This is a genomic window from Nitrospira sp. KM1 (genome assembly GCF_011405515.1).
GTDB lineage: Bacteria > Nitrospirota > Nitrospiria > Nitrospirales > Nitrospiraceae > Nitrospira_C.
In genome coordinates this window covers 2,516,474-2,531,442 of the sequence record NZ_AP022671.1, presented here as the reverse complement: position 1 = coordinate 2,531,442, position 14,969 = coordinate 2,516,474, and the positions used below count along the sequence as shown (strand labels likewise).

Sequence of the window (14,969 nt, the reverse complement as noted above, 5' to 3'; positions counted from 1 at the left end):
ACGGTTCATGCGTCGACGCTACTGAGCGTCGGTAGTGGCGCTCACTGGCTGCACCCGTCCATGCTCGTCCGGAGACCAACCCCCGCCCAATGCCTTATACAGCTGAACCACTGACGTCAGATACAGCCGCCGGGTCGCGACCAGCGCGAGCTCCGCGTCAAACAGACTGCGTTGCGCAATGAGCACGTCGAGATAGTTGGCAAGTCCGCCCTTGTATCGGAGATTGGCCAGACGAAGAGCCGACCGCAAGGCATTGACCTGTCGCTCCTGGGCCGACGCCTGGTCGCGCGTGTTGGTCACGCCGGCCAGGGCATCCTCCACCTCTCGAAATGCTACCAGAATCGTCTGCTTGTACTGCGCCAACGCCTGGCGTTCCTGAGCTTGAGTCGCCTCCTGTTGGAATCCAAGAATCTGGGCGTTCAATAACGGCGCGGTCACCCCTGGTCCAAGGGCACCGAACAAATCTTGGGGCAAGTAGAGCTTCGAGAGACTCGGGTTGGCGATCCCTAGAATGCCGGTCAGGGAGATTTTCGGAAAGCGATCGGCTTTTGCGGCCCCGATCCTCGCGGTGGCAGCGGCCAGTTGCTGTTCGGCCTGGACGACATCGGGACGGCGCTGCAGAAGTTCCGAGGGCAGGCCGGCCGGGATCACGGGGGGCATAATCTGTTCGGTCAACGTCTGGCCCCTGGGGATGTGGCCGGGATTCCTTCCCAGGAGAATGCTCAATTCGTTTTCCTTCTGGATCATCTGGCGTTTGAGATCCGCAATGCGCGCCGCGGCATTTTCCCGTTCGGCTTCGAACTGATCGACATCCAGCCGGTTGATCAATCCCTGCCGATGTCTCGCCTTGCCGATCCGGACGGACTCTTCCCAGGCGAGGAGTGTGCGTTGCGAGATCTCCAGTTGAAGATCGAATTGCCGCAAGTCGAAGTACGCCTGCGCCACCCCCCCGACCAGTTGCAGGATGATTGCACGCCGGTTTTCTTCGCGGGCTAGCAAATCACCGCGCGCCGCTTCATTCGACCGCCGGATGCGGCCCCAGAGATCGATTTCCCATGACAGATTGCCCTGCACATAGTAGTTGAACGGGTTCGGAAATCCCCGAAAACGCACGCCGCCTTGGCGCGCAACGGGAGCGTTGACCGTCCCGGTCATTTGAGGAGCGAAATCGGTTCTTGCAATGAAGAGCCGGGCTTCATATTCCTCGACGGTGGCGACGGCGCGCTCGAGGTCCTTATTCTCCTCCAGAGAAATCTTGATCAGGGTTTGAAGCTCCTGATCCTGGTAGAGTTCCCACCACGGCATATTGGCAAGAGACGGCAGATCATGGCCTTCCTCGGCCATGCGGAACGAGTCCGCCGTCGGAATGTCCGGCCGTGAATAGTCCGGTCCCATGGCGCATGAGAGTAGAAGACCCGAGACTATGGCTGCACAAAGACCACGCACGTTCTGCTCTCCTTATACGACGCCGGCCGGCGGGGGTGCATGCTGACCGTCGGTCCGACCGACCGGAGCGGTAGAGGGCCCGCTCAATGACCGAATGACCACAAAGAATAAGGGCACGAACACGATTGCCAGAAACGTCGCGGCGATCATTCCGCCGAACACCCCGGTGCCGATCGAATGACGGCTCGCCGCCCCCGCGCCGCTGGCGAGAACGAGAGGGACGACGCCCAGGATGAAGGCCATCGAGGTCATGAGAATCGGCCGGAACCGCAGCCTCGCCGCCTCGATCGCCGCCTCTGTCAGTGAGAGCCCGTGCTCATAGCGCTGATTCGCGAATTCCACGATCAAAATGGCATTCTTGGCCGCCAGACCGATGAGCGTGACCAGACCGATCTGAAAATAGATATCGTTGGTCATGCCGGACATCCACACGGCCGTCAGCGCCCCGAACACGCCGAACGGAACGGCCAGGATGACGGCAAACGGCACGGTCCAGCTCTCGTACTGCGCCGCCAGCACGAGAAACACCATGAGCAGGCCAAACGCGAACGCCAGAACCGACTGCGTGCCGGCCTTGCGTTCCTGATACGAGATCCCGCTCCAGTCGATGTCGAACCCGCTCGGGACCAGTTCGGCATCCGCCGCGCGTTGCAATGCATCCAACGCCTGACCCGAACTGTATCCGGGTGCTGCGGAGCCAAGCACGAGCGCAGTATTGAACCCGTTGAAATGCGTGACCGGATCGGGTCCGCTTGAATAGGTCGTCGACACGACAGTATCAAGCGGAATCATCGAGGCGCTTTGTCCGTTCAACGCCCGAACGTAGATCTTGCTGATATCGGCGGGACGGGACCTGTATTGCGGTTCAGATTCGGTTTGCACCCGGTAGACCCGTCCGAACTTCACGAAGTCGTTGATGTAGAGATTCCCGAAAAAGGCCTGCAGCGTGTCGAACACTTCCGAGATCGGCACGCCCAGCGCTTTCGCCCGTTCCCGGTTGATCTTCGCGTGCACGCGCGGCGCGCTCACGCGAAAGCTCGTGCTGATCGATCCGATCGCCGGATCCTGCCTGGCGGTTTCGACGAATTTCTGGGCAATGGCACCAAACGCCTTGAAATCCCCCCCACTGGGATCTTGAACTTGGACTGAAAAGCCCCCGGTCGCTCCCAGACCGCGGATCGACGGGGCGTTAAACGCCAGCACCAACGCGCCGGGAATTTTTCCGAACTCTTTGAATGCGCCGGCGATGAGAGATTTGACATGGTCCTGTTTCTGTTTCCGCTGATCCCACAGCTTGAGAGGGATGAACATGGTGGCCGTGTTGGTCCCCCGTGTGTTGAACACGAAATTCTGTCCGGACAGGCCCTGTGTGCCGTAGACCGCCGGCAGCGTCAGATAATACTCTTCGAGCCGGTCCACGACCGCATCGGTCCGCTTCTTGGAGGCGCCGTCCGGAAGCTGCACAATGGTGATGAAATACCCCTGGTCTTCGTCGGGCAGGAACGCCATCGGAATATGCTTGAACAGCAGCAGGGCTGCCCCCATGACCAGACCGCATACTGCCAGCGACAACATCCTGTGGCGCAGCGCCAATGCCACCGTGGAAGAGTATCCGTGCTGCGTGCGGTCGAACACACGGTTGAACCATCCGAAGAATCCTTTGCGAGGTCCGTGGCTCGGCTTGAGGACCAGCGCGCAGAGTGCAGGACTCAATGTCAGCGCCACGAATCCTGAAATCGCCACCGAAACGGCAATCGTAATGGCAAACTGTTTGTAGAGCTGCCCGGTAATGCCGCCGAGAAATCCCACCGGCACGAAGACGGCGCACAACACGAGGACGATGGCAATGACCGGACCGGCTACCTCGCCCATGGCTTTCTTGGCCGCGTTCTTCGGAGAGAGTCCGTTTTCCATGTGGCGCTCGACGTTTTCCACGACCACGATGGCATCGTCGACCACGATCCCGATGGCCAGCACCAATCCGAACAGCGTGAGCGTATTGATCGAGAAGCCGAGCGCCTCCATACCGGCGAACGTGCCGATCAGAGACACGGGGACCGCGATCGCCGGAACCAGCGTGGCTCGCCAGCTTTGCAGAAACAGGTAGACGACCAGCAAGACGAGGATCATCGCATCGCGCAACGTCGCCACCACTTCCTCAATCGAGACCTCGACAAACCGCGTGGTGTCATAGGGAATGTCGTAGGTGACGCCGGCCGGGAAGAACTTGGTCAGGCTGCTCATTTCCTGCCGGATGCGTTTGACGGTTTCCAGAGCGTTGGCTCCCGGCGAAAGGAAGGTCAACAGCAATGCGGTCGGCTTGCGTTTGTACCGCCCCTCGAGCACATACGACTGCGCCCCCAGTTCGACCCGCGCCACATCCTTCAGCCGCACCATGGATCCGTTGGGCAGTGCACGGACGATCATGTCTTCGAACTCGCGCACCTCGGACATCCGTCCTTCCGTAATGAGGGGAAGCGTCAATTCCGTCTCCGTCACCATTGGTTCCCGGCCGATCGTGCCGGCTGGAAAATCGCGGTTTTGCTCGCGCACGACGGTCGCGATATCGGAGGGCGTCAGACTGAGCTGAGCCATGCGGACGGGATCGAGGATCAGACGCATACTGTAATTCTGCTGTCCGAAGACCGACGCGTCACCGACACCGGGCAAACGTTTGATGTTGTCGAGAATCCGCAGAATCGCAAAATTTGAAAGGAAAAAGGCATCCTGACGCGGGTCGTCCGATTCCAAGACGATGACCGTAAGGAGATCAGGAGACATCTTCTTCACGGTGATGCCCTGACGGATGACTTCAGGCGGAAGCTGCGGTTCTGCCAATTTTTCCCGGTTTTGCGCCTGCACCTGCGCGATGTCCACGTCCGTCCCGATCTGGAATGTCAGCCGGATGCTCACGTGCCCATCGTTGGTGCTGGTCGAATCGAAATACAAAAGATTGTCGATGCCGGGAAGCTGCAATTCGATCGGCCTGGCGACCGATTCGGCCACGACTTCCGCGCTCGCGCCCGGATAATCGGCCTCGATCTGAACCGTCGGGGGGGTGATCGGCGGAAACTGTGCAACGGGGAGAGCCCGCATCGACACGAGACCGATCACGATGACGACGATGGACAGAACGGACGCAAAAATCGGACGGTCGATGAAAAAGCTCAGGCTCATCGTATGTCGTCAGGAGGCGGCTACCGGCTTGACTTTGGTTCCCGGAGCGATGCGCTGGAATCCTTCCACCATGACTCGTTCGCCCGGATGGAGGCCCTCTTCGATCAGCCATTGATCACCCTGCCAATCGGTCGCCTTCACGTCGCGGACTTCCACCTGATCGTCTTTGCCGACGACATAGACAACCTGGCCTTTCGGTCCCTGCTGAACTGCCCGCTGCGGAACGAGAATAGTGTTGGGCTTCGATACTCCATGAAACCGTACCGTGACGAACTGACCGGGCAAGAGCACCCGATCAGGATTTGGAAAGACGACACGGGCCTGCCGTGAGCCTGTTTCCGCCCGTAAACTGACGTCTGCAAAATCCAAGATCCCTTCGTGGGAATACGTGGTCCCATCGACGAAGATGATTGTGCCAGTGAGTTTGTAGATTCCCGGGTGCGTGATGCGACGAGAGAGTATGTCTCGTCGGCGCTTCAACAAAAAACTTTCAGGGGCGCTGACGATCACGTACATCGGATCGACTTGATGGATGATGGTGAGAAGGTCGGTCTGAGCGGTCACCAATCGCCCCTGATAGAAGCGGGTGCGCTCGATCAGGCCGTCGATGGGGGCGACGATGAGGGTATTGTCGAGATCGAATTGGGCTTTGACGAGATCGCCCTTGGCCGCTTCCAAGGCGGCTTTGGCCGCGAGATTTTCCGCGATCGCGTCGTCGACGTCTTTTTGACTGACGGCTTCTTCAGCGAGGAGCGGTTTCACCCGCGCCAGGTCCTGCTTGGCTTGGACGAGGCGCGCCTCGGCCTGACTCACTCTCGCTTTGGCGCTGATCTCGGCGGCCTTGAAGGGCACCGGATCGATCTCATACAGGCGGTCGCCTTTCTTGACGTCGCGTCCTTCTGAGAAATATCGTTGCTTCATGATACCGGTCACCTGCGGCCGAATCTCGACGATGCTGGACGCCTCTGCCTGGCCGATCAGCTCAGGCTCATCCGGTACGGTCTGAGGAGCAATATCGACCACCTGCACTTCCGGGGTCGGACGGGAGGCAGCCGACCCTGCTTCCCCTTTACATCCGGATGCGAGGGCCGCAATCATGAGCCACGACCCAATCAGCATACGAAACGGGCTGACGCGCATCAGAGTCCTATCCATCGATCACTCCGTTGTTCACCCAATATCCCGCACGGGCCTTGCGTGAACCGGCATCCCGTCGGTCTCGGCTGTTGCTGGTCGTTGAGCATGCCTCAGGGTTCCTTCGAAGAGCAAGTAGGCCTCGCTCGATACTCACGAGGTTGTTCATAGGCGGGCTCATCGAGCCGGTCGTTAGAGTTGGAGAGGTTTGATCGGGGAGAGGACCGCGGCAGGATCGTTTTTCCACGTCGATTCGGGAGCATCCACATAGAGCTCGACTTCATTGCCGTCCGGATCGCGAAGGTACAGGCTTTGGCTTACCGTATGATCGCTCATCCCATCAATCGTGATCCCGGCCTGTTCGAGTTCCCGCTTTGCGAGACGCAATTCATCGAGGCCGTCTCCGATCTTGATGCCGATGTGATAGAGCCCGCGGCGGCGGCCAGGCGGAGGACCAGGGATATCTCCGACTTGGATCAGTAGAAACTCGTGATGCGTACGGCCGGAGGTAAGAGCCGCCGCGGCCCCATTGAAGGCGCGCCCGACTTCCTTGAACCCCAACAGGTCGCGATAGAATGCCAGCGACCGCTCGAGATCTTTGACGTAAAACACGATGTGGCCGAGATAGTGTGCTTTCATCTGACAGACTCCTTTTGTCCGGGCAGTCGCCCAAGCAGCGCTTTGACCTCCGTATGCGCCAGCACGACATCGGGCTCCCGCTGCAGCGCGCTGTAATACCGCCTGCCGAATCCCTCTCCCTCTTCCATGGGTGTCAGCAGCGTCCGTATGGAAGCCAGCACCGCAGTGATTTGCGCCGATGCCTCCGGCTCCTTGCTCTCATCGAGTTCGTCGAGTTTGGCCGTCAGTTGGGATAGCGGACGCAGCCAGGCAAACGAAGAATCCCCCAATACGAGCTGCAGCAAGGCGCCGCTGGAGGCGATCCGGCCATGCACGCGCTCATAGGACTGCCGTTCGTCGTCCAGCAACGCCTTATGCAGACGAAGGAGCGCTCGCGACAGCTTGGACAGATGAGTCTTCACGCGACCCTGATATTCCATGATTCAGCCTTGTCACCTTTCTCTTGCCGCCTGTTTTCCACCGATTCTCGTACCGACTGGAATAGTCGCTCCACTGATCTGGTCGGCTGCTTCCGAAGCCAGGAAGAGCAACGTCCCGGCGATGGATTCCGGCTTGGTCCAGGAGGAGGGATCAGCCTCGGGCATGTTGGTCCGGTTGGCTGGAGTATCGATGGTGGCAGGTAGCACGCCGTTGACGGTCACTCCCGAGCCTTTCGTTTCGAGCGCCATCACGTTGATCAGGGCGAGCAGACCCGACTTGGCGACGATATAGGCGGCAGCTCCTGGGAACGGCTCGACCGCCGCCCAAGCCGCTACGTGCACGATGCGGCCGCTCCCGCGATCCACCATGTGAGGAAGCACGGCTTTCGAGAGCAAGAAGGCCGATGTCAGATTCATGGCCAGCATCCGTTGCCAGAGTGATGCATCGGTGTCCACGACACGCCCGACTGCAAATCCCCCGACAAGATTAATCATGACGTCGATGCGGCCCGTCTTCTTTATGATGTCGTTGACCGCCCGGCGAACGTCCGATTCATCCGTCACGTCGACCTGCACAGAGGAGGATGCTTCGCTCACGGATGGCGGGCCGCTCCGGTTCAGCGCCACGACATGCGTTCCCGTTCCAGTGAACGCAGGGACAACGGTACGGCCAAGCCCTCCGGCGGCGCCTGCGATGACGATTACCCGCTTGTCATTCTTCATTATGCCTCCGTGGCTGCTGGCATTCATCGAGGGAAGAGCCCAATTCGTCGCGCCGGCAGCGCTATGGTTTCCGATAACTGATTCGATAGATCACTCCTGCTGAATCATCGGAGACCAACAGGGCTCCATCAGGCATGACCAGGATGTCGGCAGGCCGTCCCCAGGACGTCTCACCCTGCAGCCATCCCTCGGCAAATACTGAGTAGCGAAGTTTTCCCTGTTGATCACGCGAGGCCAGTGTCACCCGGTATCCGATCTTGCTTTTCCGATTCCAAGATCCATGTTCCGCGATGAAAATCCGGTTCCGGTACTCTTCTGGAAACATCGAGCCGGTATAGAACCGCATGCCCAGCGAGGCCACATGCGGCCCGAGGATCAGCTCAGGGGCCGTGAATTCGTTGCACGGTCGCGTTTTGCCGAACTCGGGATCGCTGATTGTGCCTCCATGACAGTAGGGATACCCGAAGTGTTGCCCGGGTCTCGACAGGCGATTGAGCTCGTCCGGCGGTTGGTCATCCCCCAGCCAGTCACGGCCATTTTCCGTAAACCAGAGGTCCTTCGTGTCGGGATGCCAATCGAACCCCACAGAATTGCGGACCCCTCGGGCGATGACTTCATATCCGCTTCCATCGAGATTCATCCGTCCGATCAGCGCATAGCGATCCGGATCAGGCTCACAGATGTTGCACGGCGCTCCAACCGGCACGTACAGCTTCCCATCCGGACCAAAGGCGATAAATTTCCACCCATGGGCCTTCTCCGAGGGAAAGCGATCCGTCACGACCACCGGCTCCGATGGCTTCGATAATCGCTGCTCGATCCTCTCAAAACGCAGGATGCGATCGACCGCTGACACGTACAGCGACCCGTCACGATACGCGACTCCAACCGGCATATTGAGGTCCCGGGCGATGATCTTGACCTCGTCAGCCCGATGATCATGATCGTGGTCGATCACCGCATAGACGTCGCCTGTCTTGCTTCCGACAAAGAGCGTGCCGCTCTGACCGAGCACCATGCCACGGGCGTTCGGAACATTGTCTGCGTATATGGCTATGGCAAAACCAGGAGGCAGTTTGATCTTGTCGAGAGGAAGCGTCCCGGCATGGAGCCGGCACGCGCTCATGATCAGACAGACAACAACTGCACAGGCGAGCTTCAGCATAGAAGCACCTTGAGTGTGTCGCTTTTCATTTCTTTTCCAGTGCATCGAAGATCCATTGACCAAGCAGTCCCATGATCGGCGGGACGCAGAGCGCGGGAACACACCTGGCAATGGTCAGCTGCCAGCCCAAGAGTGGAGCTTCGTACGTCAGGATACGGATGGGACTCAGCAGGGTCTTTGCCGTAATCAGCGCGATCAAGGCTCCTGGAGCCGCTCCCGCCTTGAAGAGGTTCGCCGCAACCGGAAAGAGGAGATACGGTCCGCCTGGGAGTATCAGACCCACAACCCATCCGACGATGATTCCACGAGCAGAGGACCCGCTTCCAAGCCATGCGGTAATCTCTGCCGGAGAAAGCAGCACGTCCAACAGACCGGCGATAAGAAAACCCAACGCCAGATCTATCCAGACGTTTCCGAGCAGGCGACCGGCCGCAGCGAGACCCTCCATGGGCAACGAATGGTCTTTCAGGTATGCCGCAACCCCGATGCCCATGACGAGGGCGAGCAAGACAATCGTGCTGACATCCATCCGTCGGCTCACGCGTGAGAGATTCCACGTGCTGATCGATACTCGAATTGCACCGGCACTCCGCCCAAGCTGTCTGCTTGAGCGCGGGCAGAGACAATCTGCGGATGATGGGGAGACAATGAGCAGGCCGGGTCTGTCAGGCCGGCGTCACCGGCAATCTGAAAGGCCTGACAACGACAGCCCCCGAAGTCGATCAGACGACGGTCGCAACCCCGACAAGGATCCGGCATCCAATCCTCTCCCCGGTACCGGTTGAAGCCGGAGGAATGATGCCAGATGTCATGCAGATTTCGCAGTTTGACGTTGTCGAAACTCAGACCCGGCAGCATATGCGCTAGATGACACGGCAGGACGAGTCCTTCAGGGTTCACGACGATCGAATTGCGCCCCCATCCATTCAGGCAGGATTTAGGAATGTCTGAATAGTAGTCCGGCATGACGAACTGCACTTCCATGGTCCCGCGGAGACGGCTTCTGGCTTGCTGGGCTTCGTTTCGAGCCTGTTCCAACTGCTCTTTAGTCGGCAGGAGCGATGTCCGATTCCGCCACGCCCAACCATGGTACTGGGCATTCGCCAGTTCGATGCGATCGGCAGATACGTGTTCAGCCAGCGCGATACATTCCGTCACATTCCCGATGTTGTCGCGATGGAGCACGACGTTCACCGTCAATGGGAGGCCAAGCTCTTTCGCCCACCCCATGGCCTCGAGTTTCTGATTGAAAGACTCAGCCCCTGCCACGTGATCTGACTCCTCCGGGCGTGCACTTTGTATCGAGATCTGTACGCCGTTCAAGCCGAGCCGCTGCAGGGCGGCGAGGCGAGCGCGCGTCAGCGGGATGCCGCTCGTGATAAGGTTGGTATACAAGTCGAGCTGACCGGCCCGTTCGATCAGCCGCTCGAGATCCTGTCTGAGCAGCGGCTCACCGCCGGTCAGGTTGACCTGTACGACCCCCAGGCGTTCCGCTTCTTCGAGAACCCGGACCCAGGTATGGCCATCGATCTCGTCCTCCCGATGTCCGAGCCCGACAGGATTCGAGCAATAAGGACAGCGCAGCGGGCAACGGTAGGTCAATTCGGCAATCAACGTGTACGGACGATGTTCCATCGTCATGAGGCACCTCTGAGGAGCCCGCGATTGGTCAGACCGATGAGAAACGCATGGACATCCCGGTTGATCGTCTCCCGAAGCGCGTCGCCATGGCCGTGAGCCAGGAGCGCGACAATGTCGTCAACCGTCCTGTTGCCGTTGCACAGCCGAAGGATTTCACTTCCCGTGCGGTTCAGATCCAGTCCCCTCTCCGGATAGAGCAGCCAGTCTCGCCCGGTTTGCCGGTCCCGACGAAGGCGAGCTTTGGGGCTAAGCCGTGGTCTCAACGTCATTCCAGCCATGTTCACGTCCTTGCCCCAACGCGTGATCCCTTCTTGACGGGTCACGTCCCACGTAAACCTGATACACACCGTCGAGCATGCTCCACAAGATGTCCGCTTTTGTGATGAGAGCCAGGACGCAGCGCTGCTGAAGGTCGTACGTCGTCGCTTGTGTGACTACGAATTCGACGCCTTCTTTCGAGTCCTGAGCTGCATGAGACATGCGCGCGCGGAAATATTCCAGCGACTCGGCGCTGACCCACGGATAATGCTGTTGCCACGCTTCCACGCGACGCTGCATGAGATCGGGCGCGAACAACTCTGTCAGAGAGGAGGCCACGGCTTCGAGTAGTGTGGCTCGCCGCACAAACTCTACATAGGAATCGCAGGCGCCGCGCACCTCCGGTAGAACGGAACGACAGCTCCTGACTTCGTCGACGTCCAAACCGACCCCTCTCGCCAGACGCAACCAAGACTCCAGGCCTCCTTCTCCGGGATTTCGTCCGTCATGATCCTGAACCCGTCGCAGCCAAAGCCGACGAAACTGCGGATCTTCCGATTTCGAAACGATCAGGGCATCTTTTACGGGAATGCGCGTCTGATAGTAATAGCGATTCAATACCCATTGCCGAAGTTGATCCGCCGACAATTCTCCCCTATGCATGAGCGTATGGTAGGGATGGCGATCATGATAGCGACTGGACCCTTCGCGCATCAGCCACTGAAGGAACTCGTCCCTGGAAAGTGCCGCCCGGCGACCGTCCGTCATACCGTCATCTCCATCCCATCATGAGCCACTTCCCATCCAGCGGCTTCGACCGCCCGGCGCTCGGACGAATCCTCTCTGAGAATGGGATTGGTATTGTTGATGTGGATGAACACGCGCCTTGCTTTCAGGGCCTGAAGCGCGGCAAGGCTTCCATGGTGTCCTGAAATTGGGCAATGGGCCATATCCGCTGCTGACTTCTTGAGGATACCCGATGCGGACAGCTCGTCCTCCGACCAGAACGTTCCGTCGAATAGGATCAGATCCGCATCATGCAACCATTCCATCAGTGAAGGTTGAACACTTCCGACGGCAGGAAGATAGGCCAAGACACGTCTGCTGGCGGTCTCCCGGAACTTTAGTCCGATGTTGACCTCCGGATCGGACGATGAGGCGAGCCCTTCGAGATGGACCGGAAGTTTTCCCGGCACGGCCATCGCTTGTACGCTCAGTCCCGATGGACGTCCATCCATGCATAAGACCGTCTCCTCCAAGCCTGGTTTCACGTTCCGCCAGGTGAGCTGTCCGGGAAATCGCTGAAGCGTTCGACACAATAGATTGTCGTCCATGAATCCGCGCCATACGGTATCGGTCGCGTAGACCGCAAGACGGTGGTTCTCCCGCAATGAAAACAATCCGAGACAGTGATCGAGATCTCCATTTGTCAGGAAAATGGCCTGCACCGGAGAATGCCGTAGTTGCCGAGGGTGAAGAGGCGGAAAGCCTTCAATCTGGGCATGAATATCGGGGGAGGCATTGAGAATAAACCAATCGCCGGTGCCGGTGCCGATGCAGAGAGATTCCTGCGTCCGCGCGACCGCCAGAACCGATCCGTCACGAACTCCCTGGCAATTGAGACACGCGCAGTTCCATTGTGGGAACCCGCCCCCAGCGGCTGAACCGAGAACCCTCACGATCATGCGGCTGATCCGGCCTTGTCATCGGGGGCTACAACGGTAATCTGACTGGATATGGGCCGGATGTCGGGGACATCCTCAAACTCGTCTTGGTAGCCATTAATTTCGGCGTCCATTCTCACTTCTGTGAACACAGGCTTTTCCCATGGCGTCATCATACGTTCCCTCCTCCCCGAATCCATCGTGAAAACCGTGGTCCGTCATTGACTCCCGGCAATCCTCAACGGTCGACCTTGCTCACTGTTCAATAGCCGACGGTGAACCGCTGTCTGACGTGTGCAGGCCGTTCAACCTCATCAACCATGGCCTTGGCGTAATCTTCGACCGAAATACGGCTTTGTCCCTCTTCGTTTTTCAGCAGCTGATCTCTTCCAATCCGGTATCGCCCGGTCCGCGTGCCGGGAAACAGATCGGCGGACGGAGAGAGAAATGTCCATTCCAGCCCCGCTTCTTGACGGAGTAAGGCGAGAGCCTCGCGGGTCGCCAAGGCTCCTTGCTTATACTCAGCAGGAAATTGGGGCCCGTCGACCAACTGAATTCCCGGCTTCACCTCAAGACTGCCGGCGCCGCCGACGAACAACAACCGTTTCACAGAGGATCGCTTCACTCCCTCAATAATGGAACGCGTGCCTTTGACTTGCTGTTCGTAAAGATCAGACTGCCTCCATCCCGGGTTGAAGGCACTAATCACGGCTTCATGGCCTTGAACCGCCTTAGCGGCTGACTCGACCTCCATCACATTGCAGGCCTGCAGATGGAGACGGCCGTGAGATGCGATCTTAGAGGGATCACGGGCGATGGCGGTAACTTCGTGGCCGCGGTCTAGCGCTTCCTTGAGAATGGCCTTTCCCACAAACCCGGTCGCCCCAATCAATGCGATTTTCATCATCTCATCTCCAACGGACGACCGGCACATGGGAACCAAGGATCAACGGGATTAAGGAGCTGCTTTCTGACGCTCGCTCAAATATCGATACATGCCTTCGACATTCTCTGGAAACCAGTCATCATACCGTTGCCACGCTTCATATTGCGGGAGACGAATGCGCTGTTTGGCTTCTTCAAGACCCATACGCGCAGTCAGCGCGCTTTGCACCGCTGCTCGAAGATCTTCCAAATACCGCCTGAACTGCCTTGCGTGTTCTTTCTTGCCGATCTTCCCATGTCCTGGGACAAGCACATCGAAATCCAGCTGTTCGACCTGTTTGAGCGACTCAATCCAATCGTCGGGGTAATCACTTCGCATCGTCCGGTACGCCACCGTTTCCACCGGAATGAAGTCGACCGCAAAGAGCAGTCTGTCCTGCGGGACAAGAACCACCAGACTGTTGTCAGAGTGATTCTTCCCCGTGTAGATCAATTCGACGTGCTGCCCCCCCAGGTCGATGAACATCTTATCGGTGAACGTCAGGTCGGGAAGGGGAGTGTCGGATCGCGAACCATTCGCTATCGCCTTACGAGCTGCCCAGTGACTGATAAACGTCGCTGTGTCGGCAAATGTCTGACCCCCCGTGATGTGATCCGCATGGTCGTGGCTATAGACCACGTAACGCACCGGATGATCGGTCAGCTTTTTCAGTTCCGGTTTCAGCCATTCGGCCGCTTCCCGGCTAATCGGATCGGTGATGATTACCCCTTGGTTGGTAACGATGAACGCCGACTGGTGGAACTGATGCCGGAATAGATACACGTGTTCGGTCAGTTTGGTGATCTCGTCATCGGGACGGGATGTCTGCGCCTCCGCGCGCGGCGCGTGAACCGCTAGGGCTCCGCAGATCAGAATAGCAGCCATCCATTTTATGGCAGACACGAATGATTCCTTATGGGGAACGACTTTTGGAACGGCGATGACCATCAGACCGCAACCATTATTTCTTCCCGGTATCGTAATAAAACCGTTCGTGGACAATCTTCCCGTTCTTCCACCTGGCGACCGAAACCTGTTCCATATGGACCGGCTGGCCGTTCGTGGCTATAAAATCCATCACGGCTTCATAGAACGTCGTGTTGTCGCCGATGCCGGACGCCGTGACGTTGAAACCCTTCCATTCCTTGACGCCGCTCAAGAACTGCCTTTCGCGTTCGATATTTGCGGCCAGTCCCTTGGTCGGCGGATTGGCGTTGTCCTGCATAACGGTGTCGTTGTCGTAAAATTCGTTCATGGCTTCTATGACTTTCCCTTGCCTGATGTGATTGTGAAGGTCCTGAAGCCGCTGTGCAAGATTACCCATGCTCATCGTGTCACCTCCATTTTGCCGCCCTGTAGTCAAATCACGGCGTGAACGTCACGCCGGCCTTTTGCACTTCCTGATAGGGGAGGAGCCACACCAACGACTCATCGGACAGGTCGCCGACCTGAATGCGGTTTCCCCAAGGGTCCCGAAAGTCACACCGAAAATCCGGATGCAATTTGAGCTTATATTTTTTAGTCAACTTGCTCCGTACCTCTTTAATCTGCGCGGCATCGCGAACCATCAAACCAAAGTGCTTCACACGATCCGGCTGTAATGTCTCCACCTCGAAGATCGCCATGAACTGATGCTCTCCAAGCTTGCACCAAGCCGCTCCTTCTCCACCTTTCAACATCTTCAGACCGAAGACATCCGAGTAAAACTTGACCGCCTTCTTGGCGTCGGTTACTTCTATGACCACATGGTTACATCCGTATACTTGGACTGGCATCTC

The 14,969-nt window shown here is 58.2% G+C and carries 17 protein-coding genes; all 17 read right to left on the bottom strand.

Going from position 1 to position 14,969, the window contains the following annotated elements:
* Window positions 1–18: 18 nt before the first annotated feature.
* Window positions 19–1,446, bottom strand: a complete 1,428-nt coding sequence (locus tag W02_RS11715) for an efflux transporter outer membrane subunit (RefSeq protein WP_232068530.1) — start codon at window positions 1,444–1,446, stop codon at window positions 19–21.
* A gap of 12 nt (window positions 1,447–1,458) precedes the next feature.
* Window positions 1,459–4,623, bottom strand: a complete 3,165-nt coding sequence (locus tag W02_RS11710) for a multidrug efflux RND transporter permease subunit (RefSeq protein ID WP_173047889.1) — start codon at window positions 4,621–4,623, stop codon at window positions 1,459–1,461.
* A gap of 9 nt (window positions 4,624–4,632) precedes the next feature.
* Window positions 4,633–5,778 carry an efflux RND transporter periplasmic adaptor subunit gene (locus W02_RS11705; protein WP_173047887.1) on the bottom strand — a complete coding sequence of 382 codons (1,146 nt, stop codon included), beginning with the start codon at window positions 5,776–5,778 and terminating at the stop codon, window positions 4,633–4,635.
* A gap of 171 nt (window positions 5,779–5,949) precedes the next feature.
* Window positions 5,950–6,396: a VOC family protein gene (locus W02_RS11700; protein ID WP_173047885.1), complete on the bottom strand. Its 447-nt coding sequence runs from the start codon at window positions 6,394–6,396 to the stop codon at window positions 5,950–5,952.
* Entirely contained in the window at window positions 6,393–6,815 is a 423-nt protein-coding gene (locus W02_RS11695; protein ID WP_173047883.1) for a hypothetical protein, read from the bottom strand. Before W02_RS11695 ends, W02_RS11700 begins: the two co-directional genes overlap by 4 nt.
* Window positions 6,816–6,827: 12 nt before the next feature.
* Window positions 6,828–7,538: an SDR family NAD(P)-dependent oxidoreductase gene (locus W02_RS11690; protein WP_173047882.1), complete on the bottom strand. Its 711-nt coding sequence runs from the start codon at window positions 7,536–7,538 to the stop codon at window positions 6,828–6,830.
* 61 nt (window positions 7,539–7,599) lie between these two features.
* Entirely contained in the window at window positions 7,600–8,703 is a 1,104-nt protein-coding gene (locus tag W02_RS11685; RefSeq protein WP_197742001.1) for a sorbosone dehydrogenase family protein, read from the bottom strand.
* 25 nt (window positions 8,704–8,728) lie between these two features.
* On the bottom strand, window positions 8,729–9,244 hold the full coding sequence (locus tag W02_RS11680) for a permease (protein WP_173047880.1): 516 nt from the start codon (window positions 9,242–9,244) through the stop codon (window positions 8,729–8,731).
* Window positions 9,241–10,344, bottom strand: coding sequence for a pyrroloquinoline quinone biosynthesis protein PqqE (pqqE, locus tag W02_RS11675; protein ID WP_173047879.1), 1,104 nt, complete (start codon window positions 10,342–10,344; stop codon window positions 9,241–9,243). The genes W02_RS11680 and pqqE overlap by 4 nt, the downstream gene beginning before the upstream one ends.
* Window positions 10,341–10,622 carry a pyrroloquinoline quinone biosynthesis peptide chaperone PqqD gene (pqqD, locus tag W02_RS11670; protein ID WP_173047878.1) on the bottom strand — a complete coding sequence of 94 codons (282 nt, stop codon included), beginning with the start codon at window positions 10,620–10,622 and terminating at the stop codon, window positions 10,341–10,343. The genes pqqE and pqqD overlap by 4 nt, the downstream gene beginning before the upstream one ends.
* Complete coding sequence (gene pqqC, locus W02_RS11665) at window positions 10,591–11,370, bottom strand: pyrroloquinoline-quinone synthase PqqC (RefSeq protein WP_173047877.1); 780 nt, start codon at window positions 11,368–11,370, stop codon at window positions 10,591–10,593. Before pqqC ends, pqqD begins: the two co-directional genes overlap by 32 nt.
* Window positions 11,367–12,287, bottom strand: coding sequence for a pyrroloquinoline quinone biosynthesis protein PqqB (gene pqqB, locus W02_RS11660; protein WP_173047875.1), 921 nt, complete (start codon window positions 12,285–12,287; stop codon window positions 11,367–11,369). Before pqqB ends, pqqC begins: the two co-directional genes overlap by 4 nt.
* Window positions 12,284–12,442 carry a hypothetical protein gene (locus W02_RS11655; RefSeq protein ID WP_173047873.1) on the bottom strand — a complete coding sequence of 53 codons (159 nt, stop codon included), beginning with the start codon at window positions 12,440–12,442 and terminating at the stop codon, window positions 12,284–12,286. Before W02_RS11655 ends, pqqB begins: the two co-directional genes overlap by 4 nt.
* Before the next feature lie 86 nt (window positions 12,443–12,528).
* Window positions 12,529–13,170: an NAD(P)-dependent oxidoreductase gene (locus tag W02_RS11650; RefSeq protein WP_173051461.1), complete on the bottom strand. Its 642-nt coding sequence runs from the start codon at window positions 13,168–13,170 to the stop codon at window positions 12,529–12,531.
* A 51-nt stretch (window positions 13,171–13,221) separates the two neighbouring features.
* The gene (locus W02_RS11645) at window positions 13,222–14,094 is read right to left on the bottom strand and encodes an MBL fold metallo-hydrolase (protein ID WP_173047870.1); all 873 of its coding nucleotides are present in this window, start codon (window positions 14,092–14,094) and stop codon (window positions 13,222–13,224) included.
* Between the two features lie 58 nt (window positions 14,095–14,152).
* Entirely contained in the window at window positions 14,153–14,521 is a 369-nt protein-coding gene (locus tag W02_RS11640; RefSeq protein ID WP_173047868.1) for an ester cyclase, read from the bottom strand.
* A gap of 34 nt (window positions 14,522–14,555) precedes the next feature.
* Entirely contained in the window at window positions 14,556–14,966 is a 411-nt protein-coding gene (locus tag W02_RS11635) for a VOC family protein (RefSeq protein WP_173047866.1), read from the bottom strand.
* Between the last annotated feature and the right edge of the window lie 3 nt (window positions 14,967–14,969).